The organism is Nocardioides jejuensis (assembly GCF_004337475.1).
Lineage (GTDB): Bacteria > Actinomycetota > Actinomycetes > Propionibacteriales > Nocardioidaceae > Nocardioides > Nocardioides jejuensis.
The window spans coordinates 1-22,674 of the sequence record NZ_SJZJ01000007.1 but is presented as its reverse complement, the minus strand read 5'-3'; the positions used below and the strand labels follow the sequence as shown (position 1 = coordinate 22,674).

The following is a 22,674-nucleotide window of genomic DNA, read 5'->3' as shown; positions in this document are numbered from 1 at the left end:
CGCTGCGCCGCTCGCAGCCTCAGAGGCCCAGCCCCGACGGGTCCTCGGAGTACGCCGCGATCTGCGCGAGGAACTTCGACGCGATCGCGCCGTCGATGAAACGGTGGTCCACCGAGAGCGAGAACGTCACGACGTCGCGGATTGCGATCGCCTCGGAGCCGTCCTTCGTCGTGATCACCCAGGGCTTCCGCCGGATCGCTCCGACGGCCAGGATCGCGGACTCTCCGGGGTTGATGATCGGCGTGCCCGAGTCGACCTTCAGGACGCCGATGTTGGTGATGGTGAAGGTGCCACCGGCCTGGTCCGCCGGCTGGGCCCGTCCGTCGCGCGCGGTCTCGGTGAGCTGCTGGATCGCCCGCGCCAGCTCCGGGCCGGAGAGGTCGGCAGCGTCCTTGAGGTTCGGGACGATCAGACCTCGTGGCGTCGCCGCCGCGATGCCCAGGTTGACGTAGCGGCGGAACGTGATCGCCTCGCCATCCCAGCGCGCGTTGAGCTCGGGGTGGTCGCGCAGCGCGAGGATGCAGGCGCGCGCCATCAGCAGGAGGCTGGTGAAGTGGATGCCGGCGTAGCGCGGGTCCTGACGGAGCTTCCGGACCAGGTCGACGGAGTGGGTCGTGTCGATCTCGACGGTGAGCGTCACATGCGGGGCGGAGTACGCCGACTCGACCATCGCCTGCGCCATCATCCGGCGTACGCCCTTGACCGGCTCGCGGTACTCGCGGTCCTTGAGCGGCGGCATCTCCGGCGCCGTGGCGGCAGGGGCGGCGGTGAGGTCTGCCATCGAGATGACCCCGTCGGCGCGCGAGGGTCGCACCTGGTTGAGGTCGATGCCTAGCTCACGCGCCCGCAGGCGCACCGGCGGCGAGGCAAGGGGGCGGGCCGCCGGCGCGGGCGGCGCCACCGGCGGGCGGTGACCGGGAGCGAGGACCGATCCACTGGCGGCGCCACTGCGCCGACGGCGGGAGACCGTCTCGCGCGGGCCGTAGCCGACGAGCGTCTCCGGTCCCTCGGCAGCGACGTCCTCCGGACGCGGCGGCGCCTCGACAGCGGGCGCGTTCGGGTCGTCGATGCGGATGATCGGGGTGCCCACCGTGACGGTCTGACCGACCTCGACCAGCAGCTCCTCGACCGTGCCGGCGTACGGCGACGGCAGCTCGACGATCGACTTGGCGGTCTCGATCTCGAGCAGCACCTGGTTGACCGTGACCGTGTCACCCACGGCGACGTGCCAGCCGACGATCTCGGCCTCGGTCAGGCCCTCGCCGACGTCGGGCAGCAGGTAGTCCGCCATCAGAAGGCCACCGCCCGGTCGACGGCGTCGAGCACCCGGTCGACGGTCGGCAGCCACTCGTGCTCGACGCGCGAGAGCGGGTAGGGGGTGTCGTAGCCGCAGACCCGCAGGACCGGCGCCTCGAGCGAGTGGAAGCACTCCTCGGTGATCGCGGCAGCGACCTCGGCTCCCACACCGAACGACACGTGCGCCTCGTGGACGACGATCGCGCGGCCGGTGCGGCGTACGGAGGCGGCGACGGGGGCCAGGTCCAGCGGCGAGATCGTGCGGAGGTCGATGACCTCGAGCGAACGACCCTCTTCGGCAGCCTGGTCCGCAGCAGCGAGCGCCGTCTGCACGGTCGGACCGTAGGCGATCAGCGTCGCGTCGGTGCCCGACCGGACCACGCGCGAGGCGAAGAGCGGACCCGGCTCCAGAGCAGGATCCAGCTCGGCCTTCATCGAGTGGTAGAGCCGCTTGGGCTCGAGGAAGATCACCGGGTCGTCGTGGGCGATCGCCTGCTGGAGCATCCAGTAGCCGTCGACCGGGTTGGAGCAGGTCACCACCTTGAGCCCCGGGGTGTGTGCGAACTGCGCCTCCGGCGACTCGCTGTGGTGCTCGACGGCGCCGATGCCACCGCCGTACGGGATGCGGATGACGATCGGCAGCTTCCACTGACCGCCCGACCGGGTGCGCATCTTGGCGACCTGGCAGACGATCTGGTCGTACGCCGGATACACGAAGCCGTCGAACTGGATCTCCACGACGGGGCGGTAGCCGCGCAGCGCCAGACCGATCGCCGTGCCGACGATGCCCGACTCCGCGAGCGGGGTGTCGAGCACCCGCTGCTCGCCGAAGTCCTTCTGCAGGCCCTCGGTGATCCGGAAGACACCGCCAAGGCGACCGATGTCCTCGCCGAGGAGGACCACCTTGTCGTCGCCCTCCATCGCGCGGCGCAGCCCCGCGTTGAGCGCCTTGGCCAGGGTCAGCGTGGTCATCGCGCCACCTCCGCGGTCTCGTCGAGCGCGAGCAGCGCCTCGACCTCGGCCCGCTGGGCCGCGAGAGTCGGCGTGATCTCCACGTAGGTCTCGTCGAACGACGCCAGCGCCGACGGCTCCGGCATGGCATGGCAACGGGTCCGGACGTCGGTGCCGAACGCCTCGACCTCCGCCTCCAGCGCTGCAAACCACGCGTCGTCGGCGGCGCCCGTCGCGCGCAGGTGCTTTGCGAGCCGGTCGATGGGGTCACGACGCCGCCAGACCTCGAGCTCGTCGTCGGTGCGGTAGCGGGTCGGGTCGTCGGTCGTCGTGTGTGCGCCCATCCGGTACGTCACGGCCTCGACCAGCACCGGTCCCTGGCCGGATCGGGCGTGCTCGAGAGCCCGCTGCACGACGGCGTACGTCGCGAGGACGTCGTTGCCGTCGACGCGGTAGCCCGGGAAGCCGAAGCCGGAGGCACGCTGCACGAGGGGGATTCGGGTCTGCCGGGTGAGCGGCTCGGAGATCGCCCAGTGGTTGTTCTGCACGAAGAAGACGACCGGCACGTTGTACGACGCCGCGAAGACCATGGCCTCGTTGACGTCGCCCTGCGAGGTGGCACCGTCGCCGAAGCAGGCCAGGACGGCCGTGTCGCGGGCGGCGTCGCCCGTGCCGACGGCACCGTCGTGGAGGACGCCGAGCGCGTAGCCGACGGCGTGCAGCGCGTGGGCGCCGATGACGATGGACGCCGGGGCGTAGCCCTTCTCGGCGGGGTCCCAGCCGACGTGGTCGCTGCCGCGGAACAGGCCGAGCAGGTCGACCAGCTCCACACCACGGCACCAAGCCACCCCGTGCTCGCGATAGGACGGGAAGACGAAGTCGTGAGCGGCCAGTGCCCGACCGGCGCCGATCTGGGCCGCCTCCTGCCCGAGGCTGGGCGGCCACAAGCCGAGCTCGCCGTGGCGCTGGAGTGCCGTGGCCTCGTTGTCGAAGCGGCGTACGAGCGTCATGTCACGCAACATCGCGCGGAGCACGCCGGCCTCGTCGCCGTGCTCGGCGAGCAGCGCTGCATCGGGTGCGAAGGCGACGTCGGGGTCCTCCACCCGGACTCCGTCAGTGGTCAGCAGCTGGATCAGGTCAGACATGGTGACTCCCTCGGGTCTGCCGCAGGCGGGATTGCCGTCCGCGGTCTGTCGTGGCCAGAAGCAGGGGTTGTGGTCCAGGCCACAGGGCAACGGTACCCAGCCGGGGTCCGACTCCGCAGGTTGATCCGGAATGGGTGGTACGACCCGAGGGCGAACATCGTCCGTGGGGCACTGGGGTCCCCCGGGGTCGCGACCATCGGGAGGGTCCGGGGGTCGACCCCAGTGCATCCCGAGGGTGGGCGACACAGGATCGGAAGCACCGACACGTCGTCGCCGGGAGCCGTGGGGCTCCTCTCGGATCGGCCCGTCTGGCACCGCTGCCGTCCTCGTCAACCGAGGACACCTCGTTGCCCGCAGTTTCGTCCCAGGACACCTCCGCTCGGGCGCCCGTGGACCTGCATCTTCTTGGGGGAAGATCGTGACCACCACCTCTCCGCGCGCGGACCACTCGTCCGCGCGCCCCGTCGTACGCCTGCTCCGGGCGACCCTCGCCATGGCGATGGGGTTCCTGACAGTGCCGTTCCTGACACTCGCGCCGGCGTACGCCGACGACGCGGCCACCACGCCGACGTCGGTCGTGTCGACGGAGGTGGTGGACCCGCCCCCGGATCCAGCCTCGGACCAGCCGCCGGCGGACACGTCGGCGGCCCAGGAGCCTGCCCCTGACCCGGCGGCTCAGGAGGCACCTGCGCCCGAGTCGCCCGCACCGGACACGACACCTCCGGCCACCGATCCCGCACCCGACACGACGGCACCCGACACCAACGGTGGTGGCAGCAGCGGCGGCCCCAAGACGACGTTGAAGGCTGCTCCGCAGCTCGACCCGCTGCCGGCCCCTGACTGCAGCGTCACGGACTTCACGCAGAACACCAAGGAAGACGCGAGCGGCACCTGGATCAACGGCGCGCTCAACGACACCAAGAGCGACTACGCCGAGGGTGACTTCGTCCCGCAGAAGATCGACCTGGGCGGCCTCGTCCCGGGCAACTACACGATCGGCTTCACGTTCGACCGCACCAAGAACGGCAAGTACGCCTACGACTACGTCGACCACCTCGCCATCCAGGGCAGCGCCGGCGCCAGCGTCTCGTGGTCGAGCTCGACCGACCCCGCTGACTTCGACGGCCCCGCGCCGACCAACAGCCCCGGCGCGACCTACACCGTCTCGGTGACGATCGCCTTCACGATCACCGATGCCAGCGACCCCACCGCGGTGCTCCGCTGGGACGGGCACGTGGCCTCGGAGCTCGACTACGGGCCCAACAGCGGCGCCGGGTCGATCAGCGGCGCGCCGTACCACTTCTCGCTGGTCAGCACCGGTGGAGCATTCGGCTGTGACGGCGGTAGCCGCGACAACCAGCTGATGGCATCCGCCGTCGACGCTGGCCTGATCACCATCGTCAAGGACGCCCAGCCCGACGCGGCCCAGGACTTCCACTTCGGGATCACGGCGCCGAACAACCTCGACGCGACGTTCGACCTCGACGACGACGGTGGCTCCGACTCCACGCTGTCCAACACGATCACCTACCGCGTGCCGCCCGGCACCACCACCGTCAGCGAGCTCAACATTCCTGACGGATGGACCCTGACCGACATCAGCTGTGACGCGGCCGCCCAGAAGACCGCCACCTCGGCCAGCGTGGCGCTCGTCGACGACCAGCACGTGACCTGCACGTTCACCAACAGCCGCACCTCGAGCATCGAGGTCGACAAGTACTGGGTGATCAACGGCGGCACGCCCGTCCAGGAAGGCAGCGAGCCCGCGAACCTCGGCCTCGGCGCCCAGCTCACCGTCGACGGCACCAACAAGCCCTGGGACACCGTCCTCGGTGGCTACCTGCACGGCACGAGCGTGTCGCTGAACGAGAGCGTCACCTTCGGCAACGACCTCTGCGACTGGGCCGGCACGACCCACGGTCACGTCACTGAGGTCAACGGCACCACCACCGACGCCGCGCTGCCCGACAGCGTCGCGCTCGCGGGCGGGGCCAACCACGCCACGATCACCAACGAGGTCACCTGCGCCGGTGAGCTCATCCTCAAGAAGGTCGTGGACAACTCGAACGGCGGCACCGCCGTACCGGGCGACTTCACACTCGTCGCATCCCCCGCCGGCGGCGGTGCCGACCTGACCACCCCGGGCTCCACGGCCGGCCACTCCTTCAACGTCACGGCCGGCGCGTCGTACGACCTGTCGGAGACCGGTGGCCCGTCCGGGTACGACCTGAGCGGCATCGACTGCGGTGCCGGACCGGTCACGAGCGTGCAGGTGCCTGCGGGTGACTCGCGCACCTGCACGTTCACCAACCACGACAACCCGGGCAGCCTCACGCTGGTCAAGGTCGTCGACCACAACGGCACCGGTGACACCACGCCCGCCACGGCCTGGACGCTGACCGCGACGCCGGACGGCATCGCGGGACAGTCCACCATCAGCGGTACGACGGGCGTCTCGGGCGCCACGAAGGCCGGGGCCTACGACCTCTCCGAGAGCGGCCCGACCACGCACACCGCAGGCACCTGGAGCTGCTCCGACTCCGGAGGCGCCGTAGCCGTCACCGCCGGCGAGGTCACCGTCCCGCCGGACGACGACGTCACCTGCACGATCACCAACACCGCGATCGCCCCGCAGCTGACCCTCGTCAAGATCGTCGACCCGGGTGACACCGGTGACCTGACCCAGCCGAGCGCCTTCACGCTGACCGCCACGCCTGACGGCATCGCCGGTCAGGACCCGGTGAGTGGCCCCGGCCCGCAGGTCGACGCCACCGTGAAGGTCGGCACCTACGACCTCAGCGAGTCGGGCCCGGTGGGCTACGACCCGAGCGAGGCCGGCTGGTCCTGCACCGACCAGAACCAGGACCCGGTCACGGTCACCGCTGACGCGGTCACCCTGGCGCTGGCCCAGCACGTCACCTGCACCATCACGAACGTCGCGGTCCCCGCGACCGTCGAGGTCGACAAGTACTGGGTCGTCAACGGCGGCGAGCCGATGATCGACGGCACCCAGCCCGCGCACCTGCAGCTCGGCGCGCAGCTGACCGTCAACGGCGACAACCAGGACTGGAACACCGTGATCGGCGGCTTCCTCCGCGGAGCCCCGGTGTCGGTCGACGAGGACGTCACGATCGGCAACCGCCTGTGCCGCGAGACCGGCGCGTCGGTGGTCGAGATCAACGGCTCCTCCGCCAACGAGGACCTGCCCTTCGGGACGACCGTCCTCGGTGGCACGAACCACTACACCGTCACCAACGAGGTCACCTGTGACGCCGGCCTGACCCTGGTCAAGGTCGTCGACAACGGCGACGCCAGCGCCAGCGCGTGGAGCCTCTCCGCGACGCGGGTCGACGGCTCCTCGCTCGCCTTCTCCAGCGGCAACACGCCGGTGGCAGGCACGGTGACGGCCGACGCGGCGTACACGCTCTCGGAGAACGACGCCGACAGCCGCTACGTCCAGGTCGGACCGTGGGACTGCACGCAGTACGCCTCGCTCGCCGGGGACGACGTCTCCGTCGCCGCGGGCCGCACCGCCACCTGCACCGTCCACAACGCGACCGGCGAACTGACCCTCGTGAAGGTCGTGGAGAACCCGAACGGCGGCACCGCCGTCGCCGGCGACTTCACCCTCCACGCGACCGGACCCGACAGCGGCGACCACGCCGTGGCCGGCTCCGCGGGCACGACGATCTACGTCGACCCGGAGGAGACGTTCGCCCTCTCGGAGACCGGTGGCCCGACGGGCTATGACCTCGACAGCCTGACCTGTGGCGGCGACCCCGCGACGTCGGTCCAGGTGCCTGCGGGTGAGCACGTCACCTGTACGTTCACCAACTCCGACAGCCCCGGACGGCTGATCCTCGACAAGATCGTCGACCACAACTCGACCGGTGACACCACCGCCGCATCTGCCTGGCACCTCAGCGGTACGCCGCAGGGCATCGACGGCCAGTCGACGGTCCAGGGCGACGGCCACGCGGACGGTGCGGTGAAGGCGGGCACGTACGCCCTCGACGAGGACGGCCCGTCGAACCACACCTCCGGCACCTGGTCCTGCACCGGTCCTGACGGATCCGTTCCCGTGAGCGAGTCCGGCACCGTCGAGCTCGCCGCGATCGAGACGGTCCACTGCCAGATCACCAACACGGCCATCCAGCCGACGCTGACGCTGGTCAAGGTCGTCGACCCGGGCAACACCGGCGACGAGACCCCGGCCTCGGCGTTCACCGTGACGGCGACGCCGGACGGCATCGCCGGGCAGGCACCGGTCACCGGTGCCGGCACCGCCACCTCGATCGTCAAGGTCGGTGACTACGCCCTCAGCGAGGACGGCCCGACGACGTACATGGAGGACGAGGCCGGCTGGAGCTGTGTCGACGGATCCGACGACGCCGTTGCGGTCACCGCCGGTGAGGTCTCGGTGGGCCTGGCTCAGGACATCACCTGCACCATCGTCAACCACGCGATCCCGAGCGAGTGGATGGTCTCCAAGACCTCCGACCCGGAAAGCGGAGCGACGGTCGCGCCCGGAGAGCAGATCGACTACGACGTCACGCTGACCAAGGTGGGCAACGGCGTCCCGGTCGAGGACTTCAACGTCACCGACACCCTCACCGGGGTCGAGGACAGCTGGGTCAGCGGTCTGGCTGACGACGGCGCGAGCATCAGCGGCGGCGTCATCACCTGGCACATCGACGAGCTGGGCGACACCCCGCTGCACCTGACCTACACGGTCACGGTCGGCGAGAACGCCTGGAACTCCGAGATCGACAACGTCGTGACGCCGGGACCGGTGCCCTGCGAGGAGACGATGGGTGCGGACTGCGGTCACACCGAGCACTTCACGCCGCACTACACGCTCGACAAGGCCGTGCAGCTGCTCGCCACTCCCGGGGACGGCGACAACCTGGCCGAGCCGGGTGAGCACCTGAAGTACACGCTCACCGTCCACAACGACACGAAGCACGCCTTGGTCGACACGGTCATCACCGACGACGCGACCTCGGTCTTCGCGAACGCGACGCTGGTGAGCAAGGACGCGGCCCTCGACTTCGACGGCTCGACGTTCACCTGGACGATCACCGGCCTCGAGCCCGGTGCGACCACTGAGGTGTCGTACGTCGTCGAGATCAACGCCGGGGCGTGGGGCGTCAGCCTGCACAACGTCTCGACGCCCGTCCCTGACGAAGGTGGCGAGTGCGTGCCTCCGGGCGACGTGCCCGGCGGGATCGACGACAACAGCGAGTGCGAGACGACGACGGACACCCCGCAGGTGACCACGATGGTCGTCGAGAAGCGCGACCTGGAGTCCGATGAGGTCCTCCCCGACGCGACGTTCCAGCTGTACGACGCCGGGGCGATCCCGGAGGGCGGCTGCCAGTTCGGTGACCCGGTGGCGGTGCCGTCCGAGGACAAGCTCCTGGGCACGGCGACGACCAGCGAGCTCGGCCAGGCCCTCTTCCACGACCTGCAGCACGGCTGCTACGTCCTGGTGGAGACCTCGGCGCCGCCGAACTACGACCTCCCGGACCACCCGGTCATGGGCATCCAGGTCGACGAGTCCAACTTCGTGGCCGGTGGCGACATGACCCCGATCGTGGTGACGGACTTCGCCGAGGGCCAGCTGGCGATCGTCGCGAAGCAGCAGTTCGAGTTCCACAACGGCGCCTGGGAGCCGAGTGACGGAGTGGTCGACTTCGGCGACACCGTGCGGTACGTCGTCCGGGTCAGCGCGACCGGACCGAAGAACTTCCACGACGTCCGCGTGACCGACTACGTCCCCGGCTACAACCCCGAGGACACCACCTCGACGGTCAAGGGAACACTGGTCCCCGACAGCGCGACGTGCGAGGACGGCCTGACCTGCACGGTGTCGGTCGACCCGGTCACGCAGCTCGTGACCTTCGACGTCGGTGACCTGACGCCCGGCAACGGCGTCACCGAGGGCGGCGCGGCGGTCATGGAGGTCCAGTTCCCGGAGGAGCCGGCCGACCTGAACCTGCAGCCCGGCGACACCTACACCGCGACACTGTGGAACCAGGGCTTCCTCGACTGGAACGAGGCGATCGAGCAGACCGCTCCGACGTTCGGTCGGCCGGCCGGAGGTGCCGCGGCAGGACGCCTCAGCTCGCTCGCCGCGGTGGCGCTCGAGACCCAGCCGCACCACCTCGTCTCCAACGAAGTGGTCGTCCGGGCCTCCGTCACGGCTCCGCCGGAGAAGACCCACCACGAGCCGGGCAAGGTCCCGCACAAGGGCGAGCTGCCCCAGACCGGCGCGCCTGCGGGCCTCGGACCGATCGCCGCGATCAGCGGGCTGCTGCTGGCCCTCGGTCTCCGGCTCGGCCTCTCCCGCCGGAAGGAGTGAGGCATCACCCATCGAAACCCGGGTCTTGGAACGTCGAGACCCGGGTTTCGGCGCGTCCAGACCCGGCTTTCGGTGCGTCGATTCCCGGGTTTCGTCGTACGCCGGGCGGGCGCGGCTTTTCCGTCCGGTCCTACGCTGGTGGCGTGAAGCTCCTGATCTGGATCGCCTCCACCATGGCCGGCCTCGCCGTGGCGGCCTGGCTCTTCGACGGCATCCGCGTCGAGGGTGCCGACTGGCAGCACCAGCTGCCGCCGCTGCTCGGCGCGGCGGTGCTGCTCGGCTTGGTCTCCACGCTGGTCGAGCCGGTCGTGAAGTTCTTCTCGTTCCCCGTGATCATCCTGACGATCGGGCTCTTCCTGCTCGTCATCAACGCCCTGATGCTGCTGCTCACCTCCTGGCTGGCCGAGCAGTTCGACGTCGGCTTCCACGTCGAGGGGTTCTGGACGGCGCTCTTCGGCAGCGTGATCATCACGCTCGTCGGCTCGTTCACGCGGGCGATCGTCGACGACGACAAGGACCGCTCGTGAGCGTGCCGGCGCTGCCCGCCGCGACGGGCCCGGGCTACCGGGTCGTGGTGGTCTGCCTCGGCAACATCTGCCGCTCCCCCGTCGCCGACGTCGTGCTCAACGACCGGATCGCCGCCGCTGGTCTTGACGTCACCGTCGACTCCTTCGGCACCGGCGGCTGGCACACCGGCGAACCGATGGACCAGCGCTCTGCGGCCACGCTGACTGCGGCCGGTTACGACCCCACCCGGCACCGCGCGCAACAGTTCCGCGGCGCCCACGCGGCGGCGTACGACCTGGTGCTGGCGATGGACTCCTCGCACCACCGCGAGCTCGCTGCGCTCGGCGTGCCGGCCGAGCGCCTGCTGATGTTCCGGGCCTTCGATCCGGCGGGAGAGGGCGACGTCCCCGATCCGTACTACGGCGGGCCGCAGGGCTTCGACGACGTGCTCGAGATGATCGAGCGGACCGCCGACCGGTTGGTGGAGGCGCTCCAGCGATGACGCGCCAGTCGGCCATCGCACGACGCGTCGAGCAGCTGCTCGGCACGGCGGTGGTCTCGACCGCACCGGTGGCCGGCGGCGACATCAACGCCGCCACCCGCCTGCGTCTCGCCGACGGCCGCGTCGTCCTGCTCAAGTCCCAGCCGTCGCCGCCGGCGGGCTTCTTCGCCAGCGAGGCCCGCGGCCTGGCCCAGCTCGCCGATGCCGGAGCTCCGGTCCCGCGGCCGCTCGCCGTCGACGACGCCTGTCTCGTCCTGCCCTGGATCGAGCACGGCCGCCCGACCGTCGACGCCGCCGAGCGACTCGGGCGCGACCTCGCGGCCGTGCACCAGCAGCCCCGTCCGGCGTACGGCGATGAGGCCGACGGCTGGATCGGCCGGCTCCCGCTGCCCAACCAGGCGGCTGACTCGTGGGCTGAGTTCTACGCCCGCCACCGCGTCCAGCCCTACCTGCGCCGTGCCCTGGAGCGCGGCGCCATCGATCCCGACGACGCGGCCGTCGTTGCCGCGGTCGCGGGACGACTCGGCGACCTCGTGCCGGAGGAACCGCCCGCGCTGCTCCACGGCGACCTCTGGAACGGCAACGTCGTCTGGGGGCTCGACGGCCGCGCCTGGCTCGTCGACCCGGCCGCCCACGGCGGTCACCGCGAGAGCGACCTCGCGATGCTCGCGCTCTTCGGGCTCCCCCAGCTGCCGCGCGTCCTCGCGGCGTACGACGAGGTGTATCCGCTCGCGGACGGCTGGGAGGAGCGCGTCGGGATCCACCAGCTCTTCCCGCTGCTCGTGCACGCGGCGATGTTCGGCGGCGGCTACGGCGACCGCGCGGCACGGATCGCCCACACCTTCCTCTGACCGGCACGCAGCACTTCTCAGCGCCGGTTAAGCCACCGGTGGCATTGTTGGCGCGTGCCCACCCCGTCCAGCCAGACCGCTCCCAAGCCCCACGTGCTCGTCGTCGACGACGACCGTGCCGTGCGTGAGTCGCTGCGTCGGTCCCTCGAGTTCAACGGCTACAAGGTCTCGATGGCGGCGGACGGCGCCGAGGCGCTGGCCGGCATCGGCGCCGTGAAGCCCGACGTCGTCGTCATGGACGTGATGATGCCGCGGCTCGACGGCATCGAGGCGACGCGGGCGCTGCGGTCGGCCGGTCAGGACGTGCCGATCCTGGTGCTGACGGCGCGCGACGCGATCGGTGATCGTGTCGACGGCCTCGACGCCGGCGCCGACGACTACCTGACCAAGCCGTTCGCCCTGCAGGAGCTGCTCGCGCGGCTGCGCGCGCTTCTGCGCCGCGTGGCGCCGGCCGAGACGGACACCGACGAGGTCCTCGGCTTCGCGGACCTGACGATGGAGCTCGCCTCGCGCGAGGTGCGCCGCGGTGACCGGCGGATGGAGCTGACCCGCACGGAGTTCGCCCTGCTCGAGATGTTCCTCCGCCGCCCGCGTCGCGTGCTGGAGCGGGCGTTCATCCTCGAGGAGGTCTGGGGCTATGACTTCCCGACGACCGCCAACTCGCTCGAGGTCTACGTCGGCTACCTGCGTCGCAAGACCGAGGCCGAGGGCGAGCAGCGGCTGATCCACACCGTGCGTGGTGTCGGCTACGTGCTGCGCGAGGGGCCGTGAAGGCTCGCTACCGCCGGAGCCTGGCCAGCCGCGTCACCATGCTGACCACGATGGCGGTCGCCGTCGCGATCGCGCTGGTCGCCTTCGGCGCGTTCATGACGGTCCGTCTGCAGACGCAGGCGTCACTGGACGCCTCCCTCGTCGACCGCGCGAAGGCCGTCGCGGCGACCGTCCGCGAATCCGAGGTCGGCGGGACCTCGTACAACGTGCCGAACTGGCTGCTGGGCGCCTCCGACTTCCGCCTCTTCGAGGTCACCTCGGACGGCCTCGTCTGGTCTGCCGACCGCGCGGGCTCCCCCAACTTCGGCACGCCGGAGATCGACGTCGCGGCCGGCCGCAGCGACCAGGCGATCCGCACGATCACCCAGGACGGCGCCCGCTACCGCGCCGTGACCTGGCCGATGGAGGGCGACAACGGGCGCGCGATCGTGATCGTGCAGTCGCTCGCCCCGCAGGAGCGCGTGCTGAAGCGGCTCGGTCTGGTCATGTTGCTGCTCGGTGGCGCCGGCGTCGTCGGCGCCGGCCTCGCCGGATGGGCGGTCGCCCGCTCCGGCCTCCGCCCCGTACGCCGACTCACCCGCGCCGCGGAAGACATCGCGCGCACCGAGGACCTGCGCCCGATCGAGGCGCCCGGCAGCAACGACGAGATCGCGCGCCTCGCGACGGCGTTCAACCAGATGCTGACGGCGCTCGCCGCCTCGCGCGACCGGCAGCGGCAGCTGGTCGCCGACGCCGGCCACGAGCTGCGTACGCCGCTCACCTCGCTGCGCACCAACCTCGACCTGCTCGAGCAGGCCACCTCCGGCGGACTCGAGATTCCGCCGGACGCGCGCAAAGAGCTGCTCGCCGACGTCCAGGCGCAGATCGAGGAGCTGACGACGCTCATCGGCGACCTGGTCGAGCTCGGCCGCGAGGAGTCGCTCACCCATGTCGTCGAGCCGGTCGACATCGCCGAGGTCGTCGCCCGCGCCCTCGTCCGCGTCCGTCGACGTGCGCCCGAGGTGCACTTCGAGGTCGACACCGACCAGTGGTGGGTCACGGGCGAAGCGGCCGCGCTCGAACGCGCCGTCCTCAACCTGCTCGACAACGCCGCGAAGTGGTCGCCCTCCGGCGGCACCGTCACCGTGACGCTGTCGGCCGGCGTCCTGCGCGTCGTCGACGAAGGTCCCGGCATCTCCGACGAGGACCTGCCCCACGTCTTCGACCGCTTCTGGCGCTCGCCCGAGTCGCGCGGCATGCCCGGCTCAGGGCTGGGCCTGTCGATCGTGCACCAGATCGCGGTGCGGCACTCCGGTCGGGTCGAGGCCGGCCGCGCACCCGGCGGCGGCGCCATGCTCACGCTGCGGGTGCCGGGCAAGGTCTCGCCGGACTGACCCGGCCGCCCCGCTGTAACGCGGTGTCCTCGTAGCGTCTGCGGGGTTTCAGCACCGCAGAGGCTACGAGGACACCGCGTTACCCCACCGGGACGTCGAGGACGCGGAGCAGTCGCTCGGCCTTCCAGCGCGTCTCGGCGTACTCCTCGCCACAGTCGGACTGCACGGTGATGCCGCCTCCGGTGCCGAGCTCGTAGCGCCAGGCGTCGTGCGTCGGCGTGGCGACCAGGCTGCGGATCACCACGCCGAGGTCGGCACGGCCGTCCGCCGCGATCCAGCCGAACGCTCCGGCGTACACGCCGCGCGGCGTCTCCTCGATGTCATCGGTCAGGCGCATCGTCTGCAGCTTCGGCGCACCGGTCATCGAGCCTGCCGGGAAGAGCTCACGCAGTGCCCCGACCGTGGTCACGTCCTCGCGCAAGCGCCCGCGCACCGTCGAGACGAGCTGGTGGACCGAGGGGTACGACTCGACCTCCATCAACGCCGGCACCTCGACCGAACCCGCTTCGCAGACCATGCCGACGTCGTTGCGCAGCAGGTCGGTGATCATCAGGTTCTCCGCGCGGAACTTCGGGTCCGTCGCGAGGTGCTCACGCAGCCGCTCATCCTCTTCCGCCGTCGCACCGCGCGGCGTCGTGCCCTTGATCGGCTTGGTCTCGAGCACCCGGTGCCGGTCGATCAACGCATAGCGCTCCGGGCTACTGGACAGCAGGTGCGTGCCGCGGTGCTGGAGATATCCCGCGTACGGCGCCGGGTTGAGCGCGCGCAGCCGGAGGTACGCCGCCACCGGGTCGACGTCCGACTCGACGGTCTCCCGATAGGTCAGGTTCAGCTCGTACGTCAGGCCCGCGTGCAGCGCCTCCTGCACGTCAGCAAACGCCTCCACGTACTCGTGGGGCGCCACAGCCGGCTCCGGGAAGGAGGCGGGCCTACCCTGCCTACGCTCGTCCCTCGCTCCGGCCTGCCAGTCCCACCACGGCTCCGCCTCCTTCCCTGCGCCGCCTGCGGCGGCGTCGACCTCGTGGTCGAAGGTGCGGAGGTTCGTCGTCCTCATCCACACCGCATCGGGGACCCCGGTGGCGGGACGAGCGGGCAGGTCGGTACGACAGGCGTAGCCGAAGTAACCGACCCACTGGGCGTCGTCGGGGCCCTCAGCGATCTCGCGCTCGAGGACCTCGAAGATGTCTTCGCCGACGACCTCCGAGGAGTCGCCGACGTGCCGCGTCACCGCACGGTGCGCCGCATCGAAGGTCAGCGAGACGTCGTCGGCGTCGAGCCAGCCGATCATCGACCGGCGGGAGGACCAGGCTCGGCCTCCGCCGCCGTCGAGCCAGAAGACCCGGTCGTGAGCGGCCGCGACCTCGCGGAAGTACGCATCGGCGCTGGTCACGACAGCTCCAGGAAGTTGCGAACGATGTTCGCTCCGTGCTCGGACAGGATCGACTCCGGGTGGAACTGCACCCCGACCTGCGGCTTCGTCCGGTGCGCGACGGCCATGACGATCGAGGAGCCGTCATGCGCATGGCAGGCAGCGGTGACCTCGAGCTCGTCGGGCATCTCGAGCGCCTCCAGCGAGTGGTAGCGGACCGCCGCGAACGGTGTTGGCACACCGGCGAAGAGGGGCGCACCGTCGTGCACCACCGAAGCCACCTCGCCATGGGCGGGCGTCGTCCGCCCCACGTGCCCGCCGTACGACGTGACCAGACCCTGCATCCCGAGGCAGACGCCGAGGATCGGCCGGTCGTCCTCGAGGATCAGGTCGCGGCCGAGCGAGAAGAAGGCCCGGTTGTGCGGCGACCCGGGCCCGGGCGACAGCACCAGGTGCGAGTAGTCGTCGAGGTCGGCCACGGACACGGCGTCGTGCGCGACGACGTCCGGCAGCTCACCGGTCACCGAGGCGATCAGGTGCGCGAGGTTCCACGTGTAGGAGTCGTGGTGATCCAGCAGCACCACCCGAGGGACGACGCGCTGCGCAGTCATCGCTCAGCCCAGCAGCAGGTCGGCGACGAGCTCGTGGATCAGGTCGAAACCGTGCTCCGTGAGGATCGACTCGGCATGGAACTGGATGCCCCGGAAGGTCGCACCCCGGACCACATGGATGTCGCCGGTCTCCGGGTCGAACTCCGCGGTCACCCCGTCAGGCAGCCCGGAGCCGTCGAGCCCCACCCGTCCGACGAACGTGTTGTAGAAGCCGACCCGCTCGGTGCGGCCGTTGAACGGCACCGGCGACTGCGTGCCCTGGAAGACGATGTCCTTGTAGGCCAGATCGATGCCGAGGCGCTCGCAGAGCGTCTGGTGGCCCAGGCAGATCGACAGGAACGGCTTGCCGGCGGCGATCAGCTCGTCGGTCGCCGCACGGAACGCCGCGATCTTCGGGTGGTCGCCGTCGCGCGGGTCGCCGGGGCCGGGGCCGATGACCACCAGGTCGTAGGCGTCGAAGCAGCCGGCCGCGTAGTCCTCGTGCTGGACGACGTCCGAGCTCATCCCCATGACCGCGAAGACGTGGCGGATCATGTTGACGAAGTCGTCCTCGCCGTCGAGGATCGCGACCTTCTTGCCGCGCAGGGCGACGTCCGGCGCGGACCCGCCCTGGTCGGTGAGCCAGAACTTCGAGAGCCGCTGGTTGCGCGAGCCGAGCGCGAGGAGCACGTCCTCGTCCTGCGCGAGCGAGGCGATCGAGCCCTCCGGCGCAGCAGGAGCCGCCGGCACCAGACCGAACGCCGACAGGATGCCGCCCGCCTTCGCGTGCGTCTCCGCGACCTCGTACGCCGGGTCGGAGTCGCGCACGAGGGTGGCTCCCGCGGTGACCTTGAGCCGGCCGTCGACCCGGACGTCGGCGGTGCGGATGATGATCGGGCTGTCCACCGTGGCCTCGCCCGCGGCGTCGCGGCCGATCAGCGCAAGCGCCGACGCGTAGTACTCGCGCCCCTCGGCCTCGTACTTCTTGATGAGGCGGCAGGCGTTCTCGACCGGGGAACCGGTGACCGTCGCGGCGTACATCGTGTCGCGGAGGATCTCGCGGACGTCGCGGGTCGAGCGGCCGGCCAGCAGGTACTCGGTGTGGACGAGGTGGGTCATCGGCTTGAGGAACGGGCCGAGCACCTGGCCACCCTCGTTGCAGATGTCGCACATCATCTTGAGCTCTTCGTCCACGACCATGAAGAGCTCGTAGATCTCCTTCTCGTCCTTGAGGAACTCGAGGAGGGCGGCCTTGCGGTCGACGGACTCGTCGCGCGGGATGCGGAACGTGCCGGAGATCGGGTTCATCCGGACGTCGCCGCCGTTGACCGAGACATGGCGCTCAGGCGAGGCGCCGACGAGGAACCGGTCGCCGGTGAAGAAGACATAGGTCCAGTAGGCGCCGCGCTCGCGCTCGAGCAGGCGGCGGAAGACGGTGAGCGCGACGTCGGTCGACATGTTCGCGACCTGCGCACGGAAGTGGCGGCCAACGACGAGGTTGGCGCCCTCGCCCTGGCCGATCTCGTCGCGGATGATCGTCTCGACGACCTTCGCGTAGTCCTCGTCCGTGGACTCGAAGCCACCCCGGTCCTCGAACTCCACGGGTACGTCGGGCAGCGCCGCCAGCAGGTCGGCGACCGGCACCTCGTTCTCGCTGTCGATGGTCACCACGACCAGCGGCGTGCCGTCGTCATGGGCCTCGAAGCCGCGCTCGGCGACCTGGCGGAACGGGATCGCGATGAGCCGGTCGAAGCGGCGCCCCGCCGCCGGCGCACCGGTCTCGAGGGGGATGTCGAGGATGCTGGCGACCTCGGACCGCGGGCCGCCGATGAGCGTCACCGTCGCCGAGTTGCGAAGCCGGATCGCCGCCCACGCCTCGCGCCCCGTGATCGCGTCGAGGAGACCCCGGGCGTCAACAGTGGCAGCAGGCGCGTCAGTCATGACCGAAGCCTAACGACGCCCTCGCCGCGCGCCGATCGGATATCCGGCCGCTGGGAACCTCGACCACGGCACCCCTGCCGCTACGCGGCCAAGCGGCGTCCCCAAGGAACCGCGTTCGGGGCGGTCCGACAACTGCTGTGGGAAAAGGCGAATAGCCCCTTCGCTTTTCACATTCCCGCGCATTCGGCATTGAATCGAATACCCGCCAGAAATAGTCGGAAGAATTCTTCGGACATACCGGGTCCCCAATCCGAACACGGACAATTCCACCTCGCAGCAGATGGTCACGGATGGATAACGTCTGACCGCGCCCGGGCCTGGCCCGGGTTGCACCGACGCGGGCGGTCTGGCTACTCGGATGCCGGACCGCCCGCGGAGGGAGCATCTCCCCTCGCGAGGGCGTGGGAATTGTGCGAACGCTGTTCGCACCTGAGCGTGAAACCACTGCATCGGGGCAGGAGGATCGCGATGACGACGGGCACCCGCGGTGCACATCCGACGCGGCAGGCGCGGCGACGCGCAGCGACGTACGACGAGATCGTCAGGGCCGCGCGCACGCTCCTCGCCGAAGGCCAGCCACTCACCCTTCGCGGGGTTGCCGCAGAGATGGGCGCAAGCCCCGCCGGTCTTTATCGCTACGTGGCGCATCTAGATGAATTGCGCGATCTCGTCGCGGCCGCGATTGACCAGGCTCTCGCAGCCGACGTGCGCAATTCCGTGGCAGACTTCATCGATCCGGACGCCGCCGGTCGCTGGCTCACCGGCTGGACGGCCCTCCGGCGCGCGGCGCTCGCCCGCCCCGACGAGTTCCGGATGCTGCTCGCCCGGCCGCGCAGCCAGGGCGCTCCCATCCGCGAGCTCTCCGACACGTGCCTGGGTCAGCTGCTGCACGCGATGTGGCAGCAGCACGACTTCGCGCTGCCTCCCGTGCCCCCGTCCGTCGGCACCGAGCTGGCCATCACGGCCGACTGGCCCGAAGCCTTCGACTGGCTCCACGCCCGCGTCTGCGCATCGCTCCACGGCGTGATCGCCCTCGAGGTGACCGGGTACGTCGAGCCGGCGTTCGTGGAGTCCGGAGTCCTCTACCGGACGACGATGTTGGACTGGCTCGCACGCCTTGGCCAGGTGGCGGATCTGGATCGCCTGCTGCCGGTTCTCGACGCCGAACTGGTCCGCTGACCTTTCCTCGGCAGTAACAAAACATTTTCTTGCGTGACTCTGGACACCCGGTCAAACGCGGGTGCAGGATTGGCGGCAATTGGAGTTCAGGAATTCCGAGATCCTGACTTTCCAAGGACCAATGGTGGCGACAGCTGTCGCATTCCGAGCACCGGCGGTCACCGGCACAGACGCACGCTGCACGCACTTGTTCAGCACCACCGCGCAAGCGGTGGAAGACGTGACCCACGACGCCGTAGCGGCGTATCCAACTCTCGGGAGACTCGACGATGGCCGACGCCACTGCGACCGCGCTTCGCGGTCAGGTGCGCTCCCAGCGCCGCGCAGGGACGATGTCCCGCGCGTGCTGGCGCCTCGTCGTTCTCCTCGGTCTCGCCTGGGGTGCTGTCCTGCTCCTGGGCGGCACCGCACAGGCGGCACCCGCCGCCGAGCACCACCGGGCTGGTGGGCACGACGCGCGTCCGCACGCGGTGCCGCTGCTCGGCCAGGTGCTCTCGACCGTGGACAAGGTCACCCACCCCCGCGCGAAGGCGGACAAGATCGCGCACCCCCACATGACGGCAACCCCGGCGGCAACGAAGCCGGCAGCCACGCCGAAGCTCGTGGGGGCCAAGATCACCGCACCGTCGACGCACGCGACGCAGCCGACCCTCCCGGCCGCGCAGCTGCTCGGCACGGTCAGCGCCATCGCGAACGACGTACGCGACACGGCCGAGGCCACCGCGTCCAGCGACTCGCTCCTCGACGTGCGGATCCCGACGACCAGCGACATCGTCACCCCGACCATCACTGCGGTGACCGACCAGGTCGATGCCACCGTTCAGACCGTCGCCGACGCAGCCACCCTCCTCACCGTGCGGCTGCCCCTGACGCGGCCGGTCGCCGGTCTCCTCGAAACGGCCGCCGGCGCGGTCGACCTGACCACCGATCACGTGGTGGCGGCTACCGCGAGCGTGACGGCCTCGGTCGACACCGCGGTCCGCCGCACGACGCAGGCCATCGCCCCGGTGCTGCACGCGGTATCCGGCCCGATCGGCTCCATCGTCATCAGCGCGCCCGGCGCCGGCCCGTCGGCAGGTGCGGCTCCGGTCTCTCCCGGAGCGCCCGCTACCGACGCTTCCGCGACGATCCCGACGCGTACGACGGTCGACGTCCCGGCCGCGCGTCACCTCGACCGCCTCGGGAGCGGCGCCACCCTCGGTGGTCCCGCGGTTCCTCCGCCGGACGCCACCCCCACCCACGTCGTGGCGCAGCCCGCCGCGGACATCGTGACCTCCCTCGCGGTCCCGATGTCCGGCGCAGGTTCCACCACCGGCAACGGCGGTTCCTCCGCCCCGGCCCCGAGCCTGGACAAGACGCTGGTGCGCGTCGACGAGTCCGAGCCGGTGTTCGAGGACGAGGCCGTCGAGCCGATCGAGGGGCCCACCGGGCCGATGCCGGGCACTCCGTCCGCCGACCCGTCCTTCTCGCCTGATTGATCAAGGAAGCCACGCCCTCTGAGTGACGTGGCAGCCGGTACCCCGCGGCGTACGCGGATGGTCGACCACCCATCCCGGACCCGTGACGCCGGCCTTCGCAGGAACACAGCTGTACCCGAACGACCCCTGCAGTCGATTCCTTCGAACTTCCCTGAATCAGGAGAACTCCAGATGTCTCAGCAGCCTCGCTCCACCTGGCAGCCCATCGGTCTCGCCACTTCTCTGACGCCCAGCCACGACCCGAGCGTGTTCGTCCACGACCTCTCGGTCGCCCGTGCCCGCCGGACCGCCCGCGCCCTCATCACGCCGGGTGTCGTCCTCGCCGCAACGCTCGGTGTCGCCACCGCTGCCGCCGCCAGCGGCACGATGCCGACGCCCACGCCGACGGCCACTGCGTCCACCTCGACGACGATGTCGACCACGTCGACCTCCGCGACTCCCACGATGTCGACCACCTCGACGTCCGCCAAGCCGACGACGACGGTGTCCACGACGTCCACGTCGGGCAGCGCCACCGGGGGCCTCCTCGGCGGCACCTCTCTCCCGGGTTCCGACCTTCCGGTCGCCGGTTCCTTCATCGCGAACGCGCCGAAGATCTTCTCCGGCGGCCTTCTCGGTGGCGGCGAGGCCGTGCAGACATCGGTGCCGCGGCCGACTCACACCGAGGGCGCCCCGCCGCAGGGTGGCGACGCGTGCGACTTCTTCCTCGACCACATGTGGAAGAACGAGGACGGCATCCCGGTCCTCGGCACCAACGAGCACTTCCTGACGTACCACACGGACGCGGCGTACCAGAACCTCCCGCTGTCGCTCGTGAGCGGTGCGATCGGTAACTCCGACATGCCGATCATCGACATCTACGGCGGTCCGCTCGGCTGGATCCCGATCTTCAACCCGAAGCACGTCGACGGCCACGGCACGGACTACGTGACCATGCTGACGGGCTGCGGTGGCATGGGTCTGCCGATCGACATCAAGACCGGCTCGGTCAACCTGGACCGACTCCCGACGCCGGAGAAGGTCATCGCGTTCGCGAAGCGGATCATGCCCGATGTCCCGAACCCCCAGAAGATCCTGTCGCCGGACTACCTCTACAACACGCTGGCCGTCGACGAGATCACCGACCGGATGAGCTTCAAGACGCTCCTCGACACCAACGAGTACCTCAACTACGCGACGAACAACTTCGACGCGTTCAAGCTGCTCGCCGAGCAGGCGTTCGGTCCGCTCTCGAGTGGCGACCCGACAGAGCTGCTCAACGTCCTGAAGATCACCGACAACCTCAAGACGCTCCAGTCACTGGGTCTCCCGGGTCTGCCCGGCTCGGGCGGCACCACCCTGACCAGCGGTCTCCCGACCGCCGGCCTGCTGCCGACGGCTGACGTCGCCAACAGCCTCCCGACCTCGAGCATCCCCACCGTGGGTCCGCTGCTCGCCGACGTCCTCGGAGGAACGTCGGACGTGGCGCCCGGCAGCGGCCTGCCCGGCACGATGTCCAACCCTGGCGATGGTTCTGCTCCCGCGCCGACCACCCCGGGCAGCACCACCCCCGGTGCGGACTCCCCGACCTCGAGCCTCCCGCTCGTCGGCGGCCTCCTCGGTGGGAGCGGTTCGCCGCTCGACAGCCTCACCGGTCTCCTCGGCGGAACGTCGTCGAAGCCCTCGCAGCCCGGCACCCAGCCGGGCTCCACCACCCCGGGGTCCACCACCCCCGGTTCGGACTCCCCGACCTCGGGCCTCCCGGTCGTCGGCGGCCTCCTCGGTGGCTCCTCGCCCACCGCGGGCATTCCGGTCCTCGGTGGACTCCTGGGCGGCACGGCATCGACTCCGGGCAGCACCACGCCGGGCAGCACCACGCCGGGCAGCACCACGCCCGGCTCGACCACCCCGGGCTCGACCACCCCGGGCTCCACGACTCCGGGCTCCACGACTCCGGGCTCCACGACTCCGGGCTCCAAGCCGGGTACCTCCAGCTCGCCTACCTCGAGCCTCCCCGTCGTGGGCGACCTTCTCGGCGGCGTTCTCGGCGGTACGTCGACGCCGGGCTCCACCACCCCGGGCAGCACCACCCCGGGCAGCACCACCCCGGGCACCAAGCCGGGTACCTCCAGCTCGCCTACCTCGAGCCTCCCCGTCGTGGGCGACCTCCTCGGCGGCGTTCTCGGCGGCACGTCGTCCGCACCGGCTGGCGACAAGCCGGGCCTGGCGGCGACGGGATCCAGCTCCCTTCCGCTGTCCACGCTCCCGGTCGTTGGTGACCTGCTGGGCGGCCAGAAGCAGACGACGGCACCCAAGCCGGGCTCCACGACTCCGGGCTCCACGACTCCGGGCTCCACGACTCCGGGCTCCACGACTCC

At 70.6% G+C, this 22,674-nt stretch carries 14 protein-coding genes and 1 pseudogene; 9 read left to right on the top strand and 6 right to left on the bottom strand.

All coding sequences use genetic code 11. The features are described from left to right. Positions 1–19 precede the first annotated feature (19 nt). The 3 genes from EPD65_RS05960 to pdhA are packed head-to-tail and all read right to left on the bottom strand — an operon-like array spanning position 20 to position 3,392. Positions 20–1,291 carry a dihydrolipoamide acetyltransferase family protein gene (locus EPD65_RS05960; RefSeq protein ID WP_131582250.1) on the bottom strand — a complete coding sequence of 424 codons (1,272 nt, stop codon included), beginning with the start codon at positions 1,289–1,291 and terminating at the stop codon, positions 20–22. Further along, the gene (locus EPD65_RS05955) at positions 1,291–2,268 is read right to left on the bottom strand and encodes an alpha-ketoacid dehydrogenase subunit beta (RefSeq protein WP_131582249.1); all 978 of its coding nucleotides are present in this window, start codon (positions 2,266–2,268) and stop codon (positions 1,291–1,293) included. The genes EPD65_RS05960 and EPD65_RS05955 overlap by 1 nt, the downstream gene beginning before the upstream one ends. Continuing rightward, positions 2,265–3,392 (bottom strand): pyruvate dehydrogenase (acetyl-transferring) E1 component subunit alpha, encoded by a 1,128-nt coding sequence (gene pdhA, locus EPD65_RS05950; protein WP_131582248.1) that lies wholly within the window; start codon positions 3,390–3,392, stop codon positions 2,265–2,267. Before pdhA ends, EPD65_RS05955 begins: the two co-directional genes overlap by 4 nt. Positions 3,393–3,810: 418 nt before the next feature. Here pdhA and EPD65_RS05945 point away from each other — a divergent pair, with 418 nt between their 5' ends. The 6 genes from EPD65_RS05945 to EPD65_RS05920 all read left to right on the top strand — a co-directional run bounded on the left by EPD65_RS05945 (position 3,811) and on the right by EPD65_RS05920 (position 13,760). Then, positions 3,811–9,756 carry a prealbumin-like fold domain-containing protein gene (locus tag EPD65_RS05945; RefSeq protein ID WP_131582247.1) on the top strand — a complete coding sequence of 1,982 codons (5,946 nt, stop codon included), beginning with the start codon at positions 3,811–3,813 and terminating at the stop codon, positions 9,754–9,756. Positions 9,757–9,899: 143 nt separating this feature from the next. Beyond that, positions 9,900–10,283, top strand: coding sequence for a phage holin family protein (locus EPD65_RS05940; protein WP_243640467.1), 384 nt, complete (start codon positions 9,900–9,902; stop codon positions 10,281–10,283). Continuing rightward, positions 10,280–10,765, top strand: a complete 486-nt coding sequence (locus tag EPD65_RS05935) for a low molecular weight protein-tyrosine-phosphatase (RefSeq protein WP_131582246.1) — start codon at positions 10,280–10,282, stop codon at positions 10,763–10,765. The genes EPD65_RS05940 and EPD65_RS05935 overlap by 4 nt, the downstream gene beginning before the upstream one ends. Further along, the gene (locus tag EPD65_RS05930; protein WP_131582245.1) at positions 10,762–11,616 is read left to right on the top strand and encodes a fructosamine kinase family protein; all 855 of its coding nucleotides are present in this window, start codon (positions 10,762–10,764) and stop codon (positions 11,614–11,616) included. The genes EPD65_RS05935 and EPD65_RS05930 overlap by 4 nt, the downstream gene beginning before the upstream one ends. 54 nt (positions 11,617–11,670) lie before the next feature. After that, entirely contained in the window at positions 11,671–12,387 is a 717-nt protein-coding gene (locus EPD65_RS05925) for a response regulator transcription factor (protein ID WP_279387555.1), read from the top strand. Next, entirely contained in the window at positions 12,384–13,760 is a 1,377-nt protein-coding gene (locus EPD65_RS05920; protein WP_243640466.1) for a sensor histidine kinase, read from the top strand. The genes EPD65_RS05925 and EPD65_RS05920 overlap by 4 nt, the downstream gene beginning before the upstream one ends. Positions 13,761–13,839: 79 nt before the next feature. Here EPD65_RS05920 and EPD65_RS05915 read toward each other — a convergent pair whose 3' ends face one another. Genes EPD65_RS05915 through EPD65_RS05905 form a run of 3 tightly spaced genes read right to left on the bottom strand, consistent with a single transcriptional unit; the run spans position 13,840 to position 17,660 of the window. Continuing rightward, positions 13,840–15,150, bottom strand: a complete 1,311-nt coding sequence (locus tag EPD65_RS05915) for an anthranilate synthase component I family protein (protein ID WP_243640465.1) — start codon at positions 15,148–15,150, stop codon at positions 13,840–13,842. Beyond that, positions 15,147–15,740 carry an anthranilate synthase component II gene (locus EPD65_RS05910; protein ID WP_131582244.1) on the bottom strand — a complete coding sequence of 198 codons (594 nt, stop codon included), beginning with the start codon at positions 15,738–15,740 and terminating at the stop codon, positions 15,147–15,149. The genes EPD65_RS05915 and EPD65_RS05910 overlap by 4 nt, the downstream gene beginning before the upstream one ends. Before the next feature lie 3 nt (positions 15,741–15,743). Further along, on the bottom strand, positions 15,744–17,660 hold the full coding sequence (locus EPD65_RS05905) for an anthranilate synthase family protein (RefSeq protein WP_131582243.1): 1,917 nt from the start codon (positions 17,658–17,660) through the stop codon (positions 15,744–15,746). 468 nt (positions 17,661–18,128) lie between these two features. On the opposite strand from EPD65_RS05905, the gene EPD65_RS05900 reads away from it, so the two are divergent. From EPD65_RS05900 to EPD65_RS16530, 3 genes and pseudogenes are all read left to right on the top strand, one after another. Then, a complete protein-coding gene (locus EPD65_RS05900) occupies positions 18,129–18,839 on the top strand; it encodes a TetR/AcrR family transcriptional regulator (protein WP_131582242.1) in 711 nt (236 codons plus the stop codon). Positions 18,840–19,108: 269 nt separating this feature from the next. Beyond that, positions 19,109–20,317 carry a hypothetical protein gene (locus EPD65_RS05895; RefSeq protein ID WP_131582241.1) on the top strand — a complete coding sequence of 403 codons (1,209 nt, stop codon included), beginning with the start codon at positions 19,109–19,111 and terminating at the stop codon, positions 20,315–20,317. Between the two features lie 171 nt (positions 20,318–20,488). Continuing rightward, positions 20,489–22,674 (top strand): annotated as a pseudogene (locus tag EPD65_RS16530) (hypothetical protein); the annotation flags it as partial.

What these genes read in the sequence shown, in the direction of transcription:
- EPD65_RS05960 (WP_131582250.1), bottom strand. Translation starts at nt 1,291, where the DNA reads ATGGCGGACTACCTGCTGCCCGACGTCGGCGAGGGCCTGACCGAGGCC.
- EPD65_RS05955 (WP_131582249.1), bottom strand. Translation starts at nt 2,268, where the DNA reads ATGACCACGCTGACCCTGGCCAAGGCGCTCAACGCGGGGCTGCGCCGC.
- pdhA (WP_131582248.1), bottom strand. Translation starts at nt 3,392, where the DNA reads ATGTCTGACCTGATCCAGCTGCTGACCACTGACGGAGTCCGGGTGGAG.
- EPD65_RS05930 (WP_131582245.1), top strand. Translation starts at nt 10,762, where the DNA reads ATGACGCGCCAGTCGGCCATCGCACGACGCGTCGAGCAGCTGCTCGGC.
- EPD65_RS05910 (WP_131582244.1), bottom strand. Translation starts at nt 15,740, where the DNA reads ATGACTGCGCAGCGCGTCGTCCCTCGGGTGGTGCTGCTGGATCACCAC.
- EPD65_RS05905 (WP_131582243.1), bottom strand. Translation starts at nt 17,660, where the DNA reads ATGACTGACGCGCCTGCTGCCACTGTTGACGCCCGGGGTCTCCTCGAC.
- EPD65_RS05900 (WP_131582242.1), top strand. Translation starts at nt 18,129, where the DNA reads ATGACGACGGGCACCCGCGGTGCACATCCGACGCGGCAGGCGCGGCGA.
- EPD65_RS05895 (WP_131582241.1), top strand. Translation starts at nt 19,109, where the DNA reads ATGGCCGACGCCACTGCGACCGCGCTTCGCGGTCAGGTGCGCTCCCAG.